Origin of the sequence: Stieleria varia, assembly GCF_038443385.1 — a bacterium.
In the GTDB taxonomy this organism is placed as follows: Bacteria; Planctomycetota; Planctomycetia; order Pirellulales; family Pirellulaceae; genus Stieleria; species Stieleria varia.
In genome coordinates this window covers 8,636,883-8,650,370 of the sequence record NZ_CP151726.1, presented here as the reverse complement: position 1 = coordinate 8,650,370, position 13,488 = coordinate 8,636,883, and the positions used below count along the sequence as shown (strand labels likewise).

Annotated in this window: 10 protein-coding genes; 7 read left to right on the top strand and 3 right to left on the bottom strand. The window is 56.1% G+C overall.

The window, feature by feature from the left end; translation table 11 throughout:
• The first annotated feature begins 1 nt into the window (after window position 1).
• Together Pla52nx_RS29245 and Pla52nx_RS29240 are read left to right on the top strand one after the other, a co-directional pair.
• Complete coding sequence (locus Pla52nx_RS29245; RefSeq protein ID WP_146521477.1) at window positions 2-1,270, top strand: lactate racemase domain-containing protein; 1,269 nt, start codon at window positions 2-4, stop codon at window positions 1,268-1,270.
• A 40-nt stretch (window positions 1,271-1,310) separates the two neighbouring features.
• Window positions 1,311-2,264 carry an Rpn family recombination-promoting nuclease/putative transposase gene (locus tag Pla52nx_RS29240; RefSeq protein ID WP_146521476.1) on the top strand — a complete coding sequence of 318 codons (954 nt, stop codon included), beginning with the start codon at window positions 1,311-1,313 and terminating at the stop codon, window positions 2,262-2,264.
• Between the two features lie 52 nt (window positions 2,265-2,316).
• Here Pla52nx_RS29240 and Pla52nx_RS29235 read toward each other — a convergent pair whose 3' ends face one another.
• Window positions 2,317-3,156, bottom strand: coding sequence for a transglutaminase-like domain-containing protein (locus tag Pla52nx_RS29235; protein ID WP_146521475.1), 840 nt, complete (start codon window positions 3,154-3,156; stop codon window positions 2,317-2,319).
• The gene (locus tag Pla52nx_RS29230; protein ID WP_146521474.1) at window positions 3,153-3,890 is read right to left on the bottom strand and encodes a proteasome-type protease; all 738 of its coding nucleotides are present in this window, start codon (window positions 3,888-3,890) and stop codon (window positions 3,153-3,155) included. Before Pla52nx_RS29230 ends, Pla52nx_RS29235 begins: the two co-directional genes overlap by 4 nt.
• 296 nt (window positions 3,891-4,186) lie before the next feature.
• On the opposite strand from Pla52nx_RS29230, the gene Pla52nx_RS29225 reads away from it, so the two are divergent.
• Entirely contained in the window at window positions 4,187-5,470 is a 1,284-nt protein-coding gene (locus Pla52nx_RS29225; protein ID WP_146521473.1) for a glycoside hydrolase family 71/99-like protein, read from the top strand.
• 492 nt (window positions 5,471-5,962) lie between these two features.
• On the opposite strand, the gene Pla52nx_RS29220 is transcribed toward Pla52nx_RS29225, so the two are convergent.
• Window positions 5,963-7,048 carry a BPSS1187 family protein gene (locus Pla52nx_RS29220; RefSeq protein WP_231742152.1) on the bottom strand — a complete coding sequence of 362 codons (1,086 nt, stop codon included), beginning with the start codon at window positions 7,046-7,048 and terminating at the stop codon, window positions 5,963-5,965.
• A 163-nt stretch (window positions 7,049-7,211) separates the two neighbouring features.
• Here Pla52nx_RS29220 and Pla52nx_RS29215 point away from each other — a divergent pair, with 163 nt between their 5' ends.
• The 4 genes from Pla52nx_RS29215 to Pla52nx_RS29200 all read left to right on the top strand — a co-directional run bounded on the left by Pla52nx_RS29215 (window position 7,212) and on the right by Pla52nx_RS29200 (window position 13,487).
• Window positions 7,212-8,573: a DUF1501 domain-containing protein gene (locus Pla52nx_RS29215; protein ID WP_146521472.1), complete on the top strand. Its 1,362-nt coding sequence runs from the start codon at window positions 7,212-7,214 to the stop codon at window positions 8,571-8,573.
• A gap of 4 nt (window positions 8,574-8,577) precedes the next feature.
• Complete coding sequence (locus Pla52nx_RS29210) at window positions 8,578-10,740, top strand: DUF1553 domain-containing protein (RefSeq protein WP_146521471.1); 2,163 nt, start codon at window positions 8,578-8,580, stop codon at window positions 10,738-10,740.
• Between the two features lie 5 nt (window positions 10,741-10,745).
• Window positions 10,746-11,750, top strand: a complete 1,005-nt coding sequence (locus tag Pla52nx_RS29205) for a WD40 repeat domain-containing protein (RefSeq protein WP_197454797.1) — start codon at window positions 10,746-10,748, stop codon at window positions 11,748-11,750.
• A gap of 690 nt (window positions 11,751-12,440) precedes the next feature.
• Window positions 12,441-13,487: a ferrochelatase gene (locus tag Pla52nx_RS29200; protein ID WP_146521469.1), complete on the top strand. Its 1,047-nt coding sequence runs from the start codon at window positions 12,441-12,443 to the stop codon at window positions 13,485-13,487.
• Window position 13,488: the final 1 nt, after the last annotated feature.

The window sequence follows — 13,488 nt, the reverse complement described above, 5'->3', positions numbered from 1 at the left end:
CATGCAAATTCTCCCTTCGTTTTTTCGCGTGCGGCAGCATTTTCAGTCACGCGCCCTGCCGAATGTCCAACAGGCGACGATCGACGCTATAGCAAACTCGCCGGCCGCATCGTTGATTCGTCCGGGGCAAAGCGTCGCCATCGGAGTGGGCAGTCGTGGCATTGCCAATCTTCAGCCGATTGTGGCCACGACCGTCCGGTGTCTGCGCGGTTTGGGTGCAGATCCGTTCATTGTGCCCGCGATGGGCAGCCACGGTGGGGCGACCGCGCAAGGCCAGGTAGGAGTGTTGGGAAGTTTGGGGGTCGATGAAGCGTTCGTGCAGTGTCAGATTCGATCGAGCATGGACACTGTCTTTTTGGGGGAAACAGAGGGTGGCATCCCGCTGCATATCGATGCCAATGCTGCTGCTGCCGATCACGTCGTCTTGATCAACCGGATCAAACCGCACACAAGACTGACGGGCACGTTGCAAAGTGGATTGTGCAAGATGTTAATGATCGGATTGGGCAAGCACACCGGTGCGGCGGCGTTTCACCACGCTTTCTCTGCATTCGACTACCAGCTGGATCGCGTTGCCTCCGAGATCGTTACCACCATTTGCCAATCGATCAATGTCGCATTCGGCTTGGCGTTGATCGAAGACGCTTACGATGAGACGGCTTGGATCGAAGCCGTGCCGGGAGATCAATTTCTGCAAAGAGAGCCTGAGTTGTTGCCCAAAGCGATCCAATGGATGCCACGGTTGCCATTTGACAAACTGGATTTGCTGATCGTGGATCAGATCGGCAAAGAGATCAGCGGCACGGGCATGGACACAAATATCATCGGTCGCAAGGCCAATGACAAAGTCGCGATGCCGGACGAGTTCCCCAAGATTCGTGAAATCTACGTTCGCTCTCTGACCCGATCGACGGCGGGAAACGCAGCCGGGATCGGGATCGCTGAGTACACACACCAGCGTGTCGTCGATGCGATGGATCGAGACAAGACACGCGTCAACTGTTTGGTCAGTGGCCATGTTACCGCTGGCGCGATTCCGGTCACCTTTGAGACGGACGAAGCTGCCTTGTTGGCCGCGAGGTCACAGTTCGGAGGCACCACCGATCAGATCCGTTGGGTACGGATCACCGACACGCTGCACTTGAGCGAGATCCAGTGCAGCGAAGCCCTGTGGGACGAGATCCAAAGTGGTGGAGATCGAAATGATCCCTGCGAGGTGATTTCTGAAATCCAACCACTGAAGTTTAGCGACGGTGAGTTGTCACCGTAGGGCAGGCTTGGTGACGGGGGAGCGACAATCGGATAACCTCATGACGTTCCCCAACCGCATCCTGTTGATGGATCAACCGCCCATGGCCATTGGAATCGATCCCAAAGTCGCCTTCGCGTTTAAGAAGCTGCTCGGTAGTCGGGATCATCCCGAGATCACGATTCACTTCTTGAACTCCGTTTTGGGCGGTGATCCGCTGATCAAAAGTGTCGAGATTCTCAATCCATTCAACGAGAAGGATTTTGAGGATGACAAATTATCGATTTTGGATGTGAAGGCAACCGACGACCAAGGTCGATTGCTGGACATCGAGATGCAAACCAGCCTGCCCGGTGAACTGGCCAATCGGTTGATTTTCTACGCGGCATCCCAGTATGTGACGCAACTGCGTGAGGGTGCCCGCTACGCCAATCTGATGCCATCGATCGGAATCAGCGTTTTGGACGGCATTCTGTTCCAAGAGGTTCCCGATTTGCACCTTGACTTCCGGCTCCGTAGCCAAAGCCCGGCGTTGACGCTCTCGGATGCCCTGCAAGTGCATCTTTTAGAGTTGCCCAAATACACTCCACCGGGCGATAATATCGTCGTCCAAGATCCACTCGAACAATGGGTGTACTTTTTTCGTCGTGCCGCCTACCTGACGGGAGACGAACTAACATCTCGACTGGTTGATCCCGTTTTTACCGAAGCCGCAAGGGTCCTTGAAATGATATCGCGTTCCCCCGATGACCGTGCCCTTTACGAAGCACGCTTAAAACTGCAGCGAGACGAGCAATCCCGTCTCGAAGCTGCTGAGGCGCGCGGAAAAGAAATCGGCACAGAAATCGGAAAAGAAATCGGTGAGGCGCGCGGCAGGATTCAGGGGAAAATCCAGTTGCTGCAGGGGCTGCTCAATGAGCCCGAATCACCTGCTGACTTACTGTCGACGATGAGTGACGAAGCGTTGACGCAACTTCAAGCATCTCTTCAAGAGCGTCTGCGATCACGGGGATAGTCGTCTGGAATCATTGACGCTTTCCCTTCGAAATGTCGTGCGGAGGCATTCCTCAGGCGGTTGAGACGGCCGACCCGTCATCGGTTCCAGATGAGTTGGTTGTGTCGCTGAACAGATTTGCCCAGACACTTTTGTGCGTCAGGACGGCGTTTCCGGAAATGGTGGCGAAGGCGACGTCGGCGGCATCGCGTCCCGTTCCGATGCGAATCAATTGAGTTGTCTTGGCCAGTTTGGTCGGATCGAACAAGTACCAACGGCCGTCCAGAAAGGCTTCCATGAACCCATGAAAATCCGGTGGTTGCAGATCGACGGCGTAGCCCGCCACATACCTGGCGGGGATGCCGACGCCTCGGCACAACGCGATCGCCAAATGGGCGTAGTCGCGACAGACCCCGGTGCGTTGCAGCAATACGTCGGCCGCGGTGGTCGTCGCATTGGTGCTGCCGGATGTGTATCGCAAGTGTCGGTGTACCCAATCACTGATCGCCCGGACGCGAGAATAGCCGCGATCCAATTGCCCGAACTCTTCGAACGCAAATCGCCCCAGCAGGTCACTTTCGCAGTAGCGACTGGGGTTGAGGTAGGGCAGTACATCGCCAGGCATTCTAGATGCGGACATCTCGCCCACATTGATGGCTTGATCAACCTGAGGCTTCAAGTCCACCGTCGCTTGATACGTGATATTCAGTTCACAAGGTTGGACGACGATTCGATGCAGCCGATTGCCTTCCTGGCCGACTTGGCAAATTTCCACGTCCAATGGCGGCGTGAACTCGAGGGACTCGTGCTCGATCACTTGACGTGACGTTTCGCTCGCGGAGATGTGCAGCAAAAAAGTGGTTTCCTGCATCACTTGGTAGCTCAACTGGCTACCCACCAAAATCTGAGTCATAGCTGTGTCGGTGGTGAAGGTGGCAGCAGGCCATCAGCCCACTGCATTGGCATGGAACCAAGTGAATCGCTCAAGACTTGTGTCCACCACTGTGTGGTCTGCTGAAGATCCGCCTCGGTGTATCTCTGGATCACAGGATCTCGAGAGCCTGCTGCGATGACGGCGATATCGATCGGCCAATCCACATCCGTGACGCTCGTTCGTGTGGCGTCAAAGGCGAGCAGGGCCAGTGCAATGGCCGATCGCAACGGGGTCTCATATGTCAGCAAGCGATCCAAGATCGGTTTGCCATAGTACGTCCGTCCGATCATGAAGTACGGCGAGTCCACTGCGGCCTCCACCCAGTTGCCTTCTGGGTAAACATAAAACAACTGCGGCTGCTGATCCGACGTCAAACAGCCACCGATGATCGCGTGCAAATTGAACGCGTGGCCGGTTGCGCTGAGCGACGGTCCGTCCTCGAGCTTGACGCGACGAAGCTGGTCGCCAAAGAGATTCACGAATTGGTACAGACGATCTTGCACCGGATTGGTTTGACGCAGGGTTTCCTCCACGTAGACGAGCGTCTTGTCACGAACGGACCGCAGCCCGCTGGTCATGGTGAACAGTGCACCGTGGGCATGTTGAAAGTGCGCCAGCTTTTGTTTATTGACTTGTTCGCTACCGCGAACAATGCGTGTGTCCGCAAGCGCGACGATGCCTTCGCGAACTTGAATGCCTACACAAAAAGTCAACGGATCTGCCTCAGAACACGGATGTGGGGACTGCCAACGGATCGACTGACTGCAGCCCGATGGGGAGCAGTAGAGCAGATCCTGAGCATTTCCCAATCCCCAGGCGGCACCCTTGTGAAGCTTTTTGACAGTCCAAGATGCCGGCACGAAGCGTAGGCGAGTGAATTTGGCGACTCACTCACTCGCCCGCGATTCGGGCTGATATGTCCCGTGTTTCAGCAATTACAATGCTTCACAGCGTAGGGTCCAAAGGGGAAGTTGTGTAGCGTCAAGTATCGATTGCATTTGGAAAAATCATGCTGCCGATCGTGTTCGAATCAATCACAGTCAACAGAGTCTCTGGACAGTTGCGTCTCTGTTTGTTGGGGGTGTCGTTGGTTTGCTTTTTGCTGGTCCAGTGTATCGAAGCGGACGAACCGAGTTCCCGATCCCAGGTCACGCGGCGGCCATTGATTTTGGCTCACTACATGCCGTGGTACACCATCCAACCGGCGACTCAGGCGAAACCTGCCGTGTGGGGCTGGCACTGGACCATGGACCACTTCGATCCCAACAAACGATCCGAAGGCAAACGGCAGATCGCGTCCGCTTTTTATCCGCTGATCGGCCCCTATGACTCGGGCGATCCGCAGGTCATCGAGTACCACCTGCTGCTGATGAAGCTGGCGGGCATCGATGGTGTCATCGTCGATTGGTATGGGCAGACTCAGTATCGCGACTACGCCGTCCTGAACACCAACACCTATCGTTTGATTCAACAGGTCGAGCGTTTGGGGATGAAGTTCGTGATTTGCTACGAAGATCAAACGATTCCCGCGCTGGTTGCCGGCGGCCAACTTGCCGAGGGCGAACAGGTTGCCCACGTGGTGTCGGAGTTGAATTGGCTGGGCAAGTATTGGTTCCGGAGTGGCAGCTATGTACGGCTTGATGACAAGCCGGTCCTGCTGTCGTTCGGCCACGCGGGTTTGAGTGACGAACAATGGACCCAGTGCTTGGGCCAACTGTCCCAACCGGTTGCCTATTTCAGCGAACACGATCGCCGCACGTCTGCTGTCGGTGCATTCGATTGGCCGGTGCCCTCGCAAGGGGTTGAGCGTTCACAGCGATTCACGCAACAGGGCAGGCAATGGCAGCACCAAATCCCCGTCGTGTTTCCTCGCTTCGTCGACATCTACGCCCAAGCCGGAGTGAACGAAGGCTATGGACGGATCGAAGACAATGACGCAAAGACTCTACGAAGCACCTTAAAATGGGCACTGGATTCGCGTTCGGAGATCGTCCAAGTCGCCACTTGGAACGATTGGGGCGAAGGAACTCAGATTGAGCCGAGCCACGAATTCGGGTACCGAGATCTGGAAATCATCCAATCAGCTCGCCGCGGACGTGATGCGAAATTTCTATCGCAAGAATCCCATCTGCGATTTCCTTTTCGTTTGTTTCAATTGCGGCGATCGGGCAAGGTCGATGCCGAATCGCTTGATCAAGTTGTCCGCCTGATCGCTGACGGAGAGTTGGATCAAGCGTTGGTGGCACTGAAGAGCTACTCGCAGGATTTGTCACCCGGCGTATCAGTTGAGTGAATTCTGTAGGTAAGGTTCTGGTAGGTCATGCTCTGCATGACGCCATGCGTTCGCCACGATCTGATCGCAGCAGATACACCAAGGTGTTTTCCGGATTGAGGACATTGGTCGTGAGGTTGGGCGAACCGTATTTTGTCATGCAGGGAACGTGAAAAGTATTGTTGCTGCATATGACCGTGAAGCGGTCACAGACGGTAGCCGGCGATAGAGCGCAGCGATCATCGCCGGTACATTCGGTCTGACGAGAACCGACCCCGGAGGCGGTCGCAGCCCAGATTCTGAGAAGTCTGCGACATCCTTCGGGGTCGATTCAACATGGTCGTCGCATACCACGGGTGCGCCTTCGGCGACCCGTGGCTACCTTCTGCGATCCCTCGCGGGATCCAATTTCGCTCTCACGAATCAGTACCCATACAGACGGGTAATCAAAGACGTCAGCAATAAACTTCACATTCCGAGCATGACCTACGAATGAAGCCGGTCAATGATTGCTCATCGTTTGCTTGGCTTTTTCCGCAGGTCCATGGTGCAATCAGATTCGGGCTCGACGCTCAAGCCGACTTGATCGACCGGGTGGGTGAATAGATAACGCCAGACCGCTTCGTGGGCGTACGTGCCCTTGGCGTCTTTGATGGCAGAACCTCCTGGCGTGACCGAGCTATGGGCTCGCTTGTCATTGCCACCGACATCGCCTGCGGTGATCAGGCGACGCGAGCGTTTGTACGGAGGTTTGGTTTCGTCGACGTCCACCAGCGGACCGAACTTGGCCAAGCCCAGCATCAGCCACGATCGACAGTAGTGGTCTCCGGTCCAGCCGCCGTCCAGGACATGGGAGAAACCGAAGTAGCGATTCTCCGGTGTCGCCGACGGAAATCCTTGCCAGTCATCCAGTTGGTCGCGAGGGCCGCAGAACATGACGACTCGTGCGACTCGTTGGTGTTTCGCAAAACGCGCCGCCGTCGTGCTGCCGTGCGAACTGCCGCTCAAGATGACTTTGTCCCACAGCAGATCGCTTTGGTCTGCGTTCAAGAATTGCTGCCAGTTGCCTTCGGGATTCTTTTTCGCCAGCCATTTGACGAACTGCAACGAGCGGTGTTTCAATCCATCCGGCTGAGGAATGTCGACCAATGGACTGAAGTCTTCTCCGGTGGCCGCTTCCAAGCGGACTTGGCCCAACGTCGTTCCGTCATCACGTGCGGTCGCATCGATCAACCCAAACCACCGGTTCGCATAGTGAGGCTGAATCGCGTGCAATCCGTAGCCCGAAAGTCGCTCAAAGAGACCTTGGTTGTGACCCATCAACCAAATCACGAGTTGGCCGCGTGACCGTACGCGGGTATCGACTACCGCGTGCTGGATGTCCTGCGGTTTGCCTTTGTCGTCAGCAAAGACATACCCGAGTTCGGGGTGCTGGCCGGCACGCACATCGATTTCGCTGGCCCGAGCGGTCAGTTCAAAGCGTTGGTTGCTGGCCGGGGACTGGTTGCTGGCCGGGGACTGGGCGTTTGCCGGGGATTGGGCGTTTGCGAGGGAACAGGCGGCAATCACAATTAAAACCGCCAGGTTAATCTTGGACATCAAGGGTACCATTACGCTAGATTGGGGGAGGTGTCGGGGCAGCATTGCTGTTGCCAGTATGCGAGCTACATCATGCATCAAGAATCCAGAGATGCAGTATGCCTAGCCAGATGGTTTCTTGCTACACCGACTATATTTTCCTGCCGCCTTTCGAAGTGCCTCCATGCGACATTCCTGCAACAAATTTCTGGGCCACACGCCCGTTGCTTTCTCGCGTCGAGACGCGTTGCGATGGGGCGGAATCTCGACGCTAGGAATGTCAGCATTGAGTGTCGGCCTGGGACCACTCTTGTCACCGCAATCAGTGCGTGCGGATGATTTGACAAGGAAGACTTTTGCCAAGTCATGCATTTTGATTTGGCTTGATGGTGGCCCCAGTCATCTGGAAACCTTTGATCCCAAGCCTGATGCACCGGTGGAAGTCCGTGGGCCGATGGGTTCCATTGCGACGACGATTCCAGGGATTCGTCTGAACGAGTGCTTTCAGCAGTGCTCGCAGATGATGGACAAATTGGCGGTGATCCGCTCGATGACTTCGCCTTTGGGTGAACACAATTTTGGCACGCATTATTTGATGACCGGCTACAAACCGTCGCCGGCATTGGAGTACCCGACTTACGGAGCGACGCTTGCTCAATTGCGGGATACCGCCACTGTGCTGCCACCGAACATCGCTGTACCTCAAGCGACCAAGAACGTGCGTGGCAACGGATTCTTGTCTGCTGCTACCGCACCATTTTCCGTCGGCGGGAATCCTGATGCTGCCGATTTCACTGTGCGTGATTTGGAGTACTATCCCGGACTGGACCTGCAGCGATTAGACCGACGCAGGGAGATGGTCAACGCGTTGGATACGTTTTCTCACAACGGCGACGCTACGCAGCGCCCGGTCAGCGATCCCAATCTGCAACGCGCCTACGATTTGATTGCGTCGGCGAGTGCCAAGGCGGCGTTCAAGCTATCGGAGGAGCCAGATGCTGTGCGCCATCGTTACGGGCGAGGAAACGGGATCGGGCAAAGTTGTCTGCTGGCACGACGCTTGGTCCAACGCGGAGTCCCTTTTGTGACCGTCAATAGTACCGGCTGGGACAGTCATCAAAACATTTTGACCTTGAAAGAACGCTACCCCAAGGACCGCAATGCTCATTTGCCCTCTCTCGATCGGGCGCTCAGTGCATTGGTCACCGATTTGGATGATTGTGGGATGCTGGATGAAACGCTGGTCGTCGTGATGGGTGAGTTCGGACGCACGCCGAAAATCAACTCGGCTGGCGGACGCGACCACTGGCCAAGTGTATTCAGCGTCGCATTGGCCGGTGGCGGCATTCAAGGTGGCCAAATGATCGGGACCAGTGATTCAATGGGTGAGTACCCCAAGGATGACCCGATCACTCCAGCGGATCTGTCCGCGACCCTGTTCACACTGCTGGGAGTCGATCCGGCAAGCGAATTGCGGACGTCCGATGGTCGCCCGGTTCGCGTTTCGCCGGACGGTGGACAAGTGATCTCGAAGCTGATGGCATGACGCGATGATGTGCCGACAATTAAGACTCGTTGCGATCCTGGTTGCAGTGATCTCGCTGCTGTCACGGCCCTGTCGGGCGATCGATTTCACCAATGATGTGATTCCGTTGTTGACCAAGCATGGTTGCAACGGTGGTGCCTGTCATGGTGCCGCGATCGGACGCGGCGGTTTCAAACTTTCGCTTTACGGTGGCAATCCGGAATCGGACTACACAGCGATCGCGCAGCAATTGGGTGGACGGCGAATCAATCTCGCTCAACCAGACGCGAGTTTGATCGTCTTGAAACCGTCCGAGCAGTTGCAGCACGGGGGCGAACAACTTTTTGCGTCCGACAGTGAGAGTGCTCAATTGCTGACCCGATGGATCGCCAGCGGTGCACCACTGGAATCGAAGTCCAAGCTGCATCGTGTCGAAATCTCACCAGGTTATCAAGTGATACCCGATGTCGGCGACAGTGTGAACTTGCAGGCGGTCGCCCACTACGATGACGGTATGTCGCGTGATGTCACACGCTGGACAGTCTTTCACGCAGAAGATGCTGCCGCAGTTGAGTTGACCTACTCAGATTCTGACAACGTTCAAATCGCAACCGTCTTGCGTCGTGGACGCCACATTGTGATCGCTAGGTATCTCACGCAGGTCCTACCGATCGAGTTAATCGTGCCACTCAGTGGGCGAGTGGATGTTACGAAAACCAGTGTGAATGCGGAGCCACGCCGGAACTTCATCGACGACGAAATCTCTCGCACGCTTGCGACTCTCGGACTGCCATTATCACCTGATTGCGACGACGCCACTTTTTTGCGACGTGCCAGTCTTGACCTGACCGGTCGATTGCCCAGTGCGATCCAGGTTCAAGCGTTTGCCAGCGATAGTAGCCCTGAAAAGCGATCCGAGTGGATCGAATCGTTCTTGTCGTCCAAAGAGTTCGATCAGTATTGGACCTTTCAGTTGAGCACGTGGTTGCGGTTGCGAGCCCAACGCGGTGACGTGTTGGCAAGTCAAACCTATCGCGACTGGATCGCTGAGCAGGTTTCCCGTGATGTCAGCTATCGACAAATCGCTCGTGACTTGATCCTGGCATCGGGAGACAGCCAGGAGCAGGGGCCGCCGAATTTCTATCGGACCGTTGCCGGACCGAGAGAGCAAGCGGAGTATGTCAGTGAGTTGTTCATGGGCAGTCGACTGCGATGCGCCAATTGTCACAATCATCCGCTGGATCGCTGGACCCAAGACGACTATCACGGCCTCGCCGCGATCTTTGCCAAGCTTGAGACGGAGCGTTTCATCAAACCGAAGCCGAGCGGACGAGTCATCCATCCTGGGACGATGGAAGACGCGATTCCCAAGATTCCGGGCGGAGAGTTTTTGGATTTCACCGGCGACAATCGTCAACAGTTGGCGGACTGGATCACCGATGCGGACAATCCTTATTTTGCGAAAGCCGTTGTCAATCGACTTTGGAAACACATGATGGGGCGAGGCCTTGTCGAACCGGTCGATGACTTTCGAGCCACCAATCCCGCCACGCATCCAGAGCTGCTCAGCCGGTTGGCTGCCGATTTTGTCGCCAATGGATACCGTCTGCGGCACACGATCGGATTGATCGCTCGCAGCCGCGCATACGCGCGGGACTCCCGTGCGACGTCGCTGAACAAGGACGATGATCGGTACTTGTCTCACGCGATCCGCAGGCGACTGTCTGCCGAAGTCATGGCGGATGCGATCTCTGATGTCCTGGGCGTTGCGGATGTCTTTGGTGAGCAACCGCCAGGAACACGAGCCGTGAACTTGATGGACCCGCAAACACCGTCAACGACGCTTGATATCCTGGGCCGATGTGGACGCAACGAGTCCTGCGACGGTGAAGTGGGAACATCCGCCAGCCTTTCGCAAACGCTGCACTTGATGAACGGCGAATTGCTCAACCAGCGAATCGGAGCCGAGGACGGCCGGCTCCAGCAGCTGCTGAAGTTGGAAAAAGAGCCCATCGAAATCATCCGCGTGTTCTACACAGTGGCATTGAGCCGATCGCCCACCGCCGACGAAGTCAAACACTGGCAAAAACAGATCGACGCGACGTCCTCTGATTCTCAGCGACATGACCTGCTGGAGGACTTTGTGTGGAGCTTGTTGACCTGCGACGAATTTGTGACGAATCATTGATGCAAATGACCAAGTCCATTCGTCCGTTTCTGTTCATTGTCTGCCTCGTCGGATGCTTGGCTGCGTTTGGCGCGGCAAGATCTTGTCATGCCGCCCAACCGCCGATCACCGCGATCGTGTTTGCTCCCTCCAGTGATGATGCAAACAGCGGCGAGCTCGTCGGGGTCAGCCAAGCCGGAGTGCACCGATGGAGTTGGCCGGATTTGAAACCAAGGCCTGTTCTTTCAAGCTCGCTTGTCAACCTGCACTGTCTCGCGTTCTCGCCCGACGGGAACCGCTTGGCTGTCGGTGGTGGCAGCCCATCCGAAGACGGCCGCGTCGAAGTCTTTCGTTGGCACGACGCTGGCTTAACAACAAGCAAGGGCGAACAAATCGATCGCGTCAGCCACGATGACACGATCCACGCGATTGCTTGGATGGATTCCCAGACTGTGTTGACCGGCAGTTTGGATCGATCGATCGCCAGCACCCGAGCTGACTTGACAGAACCCTCCCAGATGTTGCGGGGACACTCACGAGGCGTGCTGGCACTTGCCGTGCTCCATCCCATACCACCATCGACAGACAAGCTGTTGATCAGTGCGGGGGAAGATCAATGTGTTCGTGTTTGGAGTCTCGACAGTTGGCAAATGATTCGAAACCTCAATCAACACACCGGCGTGGTCCGTGCGTTGGCATTGCGACCGATCGATTCTGGGTTGCCGATGCTCGCATCCGCGTCGGCGGATCGAACGATCCGGTTTTGGCAGCCAACCATTGGACGCATGATGCGTTACATCCGTTTGGATTCAGAGCCGCTGGACATTGCCTGGACCATCGATTCCAAGCACCTCGTCGCCGCCTGCCTGGATGGTCAAGTCCGAGTGATTGATCCTGATTCCGTGCGTGTGGTACAGGCGTTGCCCGCGCTCAGTGGCTGGGCATACGCGATCGCCGCTCATCCCACAGACGGCAGTTTTGCCATCGCGGGAGCCGACGGGCAAGTTCGACGCATCGTCGTGAGTGATTAGTAGGCTTAGCGATTCCCCGAAAGTGTGGTAATTGTTCGCCAGTTCCCACACCAGTTCCCATTGGGTCAATTGCCAGTTTCCCAATGCTGTGTGCCAATGTTTTGGGCAGGTGCTCGGATTCAATGCTCGCGGGGCTGGCAATCGGAAGTGTTCGGAGCAGGATTTTTGTGATCCGAAAGATTTTCATGGTCGGAAAGGATCAAAAATCTTGCCGCCAGCGGAAGGTGATTGTGGGGGCACTCCTTGCCCACAAGTGCCATTCCCTTGCCATATCCGAACCACTGTGAGCAGCGCTATCAACGAATTTGGCAACCAAATGCATCGTGATCGCACAGCAGAAGGGGGCAACATGAGCACATTGGCACGGGGCTTGCAAACCATTGTTTTTGGGAGGAAGGCAGGGATGGATTGATCGTACTGGATGACGAAAACAACGCGACGGGGAATCGCGTTGTCCTTGTGGCCGAGACTGGTTTCACCTCGTTCAGTCTCGGCCCAAACACGGCCGTATGGGTCGGGCGATCGGTTCCGGTGCCCGTCGCTCGACCCGGCCGTGTTTTCTTCAAAAGCCTGATTTTCTATGAACTCTGGGATTGATCCTGGTCCCCGGTCTGGTAGAGAGTTGCCCGGTAGAGAGAATGACGTCGTTCATCGACCGTTTTTCTCCTTGCCCGATGCCTCGACTGCTCCATGACCAACGTTGATCTGCCCTACGATTCGTTTCTGCTGGTTTCATTTGGTGGCCCGGAAGGACCCGAGGACGTGATGCCGTTCTTGGAGAATGTCCTGCGGGGCAAGAACGTGCCTCATGAGCGGATGCTGGAAGTCGCCGAGCACTACAAGCGTTTCGGGGGCGTCAGTCCGATCAACGAACACAACCGCCAACTGCTCGCATCGATCAAGGCAGAGTTCGCCGAGCATGGAATTGACTTGCCAGTGTATTGGGGGAATCGAAATTGGCATCCGCTGCTGCCGGACACCTTGACCCAAATGCGAGACGATGGGTGCAATCGATCGCTCGCGTTCTTCACGAGCATGTTCAGTTGCTACAGCGGATGTCGACAGTATCGCGAAAATATTGCCGACGCTCAGGAGAAGGTCGGCCCGGGAGCACCGATCGTTGAAAAAGTACGAATGGGGTTTAATCATCCCGGCTTCATCGAAACACTTTCGGACAACGTCCGTGCTGCGATCGCGGAACTTGGCATCGCCCCCGAGGCGGCCAATGTGATGTTCACCGCGCACAGCATTCCCATGTCGATGGCGGACAACTGTGATTATGCCAAACAGCTCAACGAAGCGAGTCGTTTGGTTGCTGAGGCGATCGGCGTGACCGATTGGCGTCTGGTGTATCAGAGTCGTAGCGGCCCGCCCAGTCAGCCTTGGTTGGAACCCGACGTTTGCGCCGCGATCGCGCAGATGGATGACGAGAGCAAGCTGTCCAATCTCATCATCGTGCCGATCGGTTTTGTGAGCGATCACATGGAAGTGTTGTATGACTTGGACGAAGAGGCGAAGCAGTTGTGCGAATCGCGTGGTATCGCGATGAAGCGTGCTGCGACCGCCGGCACGTCACCAAAGTTTGTCGCGATGATTCGACAATTGGTACAGGAACGCTTGGGGAAAACAGACAAAAAAGCGGCGTTGGGCGAGCTCGGTCCGTGGCATGATGTCTGCCCACAAGACTGTTGTCTGTACACGCCCCGACGTCCCGGTCCGCCAGCGGGTGCGCGTTAGC

Excerpts from the sequence above, each read along its gene's own strand:
- Pla52nx_RS29245 (WP_146521477.1), top strand. The coding sequence starts at position 2 with ATGCAAATTCTCCCTTCGTTTTTTCGCGTGCGGCAGCATTTTCAGTCA.
- Pla52nx_RS29240 (WP_146521476.1), top strand. The coding sequence starts at position 1,311 with ATGACGTTCCCCAACCGCATCCTGTTGATGGATCAACCGCCCATGGCC.
- Pla52nx_RS29235 (WP_146521475.1), bottom strand. The coding sequence starts at position 3,156 with ATGACTCAGATTTTGGTGGGTAGCCAGTTGAGCTACCAAGTGATGCAG.
- Pla52nx_RS29225 (WP_146521473.1), top strand. The coding sequence starts at position 4,187 with ATGCTGCCGATCGTGTTCGAATCAATCACAGTCAACAGAGTCTCTGGA.
- Pla52nx_RS29220 (WP_231742152.1), bottom strand. The coding sequence starts at position 7,048 with ATGTCCAAGATTAACCTGGCGGTTTTAATTGTGATTGCCGCCTGTTCC.
- Pla52nx_RS29215 (WP_146521472.1), top strand. The coding sequence starts at position 7,212 with ATGCGACATTCCTGCAACAAATTTCTGGGCCACACGCCCGTTGCTTTC.
- Pla52nx_RS29210 (WP_146521471.1), top strand. The coding sequence starts at position 8,578 with ATGATGTGCCGACAATTAAGACTCGTTGCGATCCTGGTTGCAGTGATC.
- Pla52nx_RS29205 (WP_197454797.1), top strand. The coding sequence starts at position 10,746 with ATGACCAAGTCCATTCGTCCGTTTCTGTTCATTGTCTGCCTCGTCGGA.
- Pla52nx_RS29200 (WP_146521469.1), top strand. The coding sequence starts at position 12,441 with ATGACCAACGTTGATCTGCCCTACGATTCGTTTCTGCTGGTTTCATTT.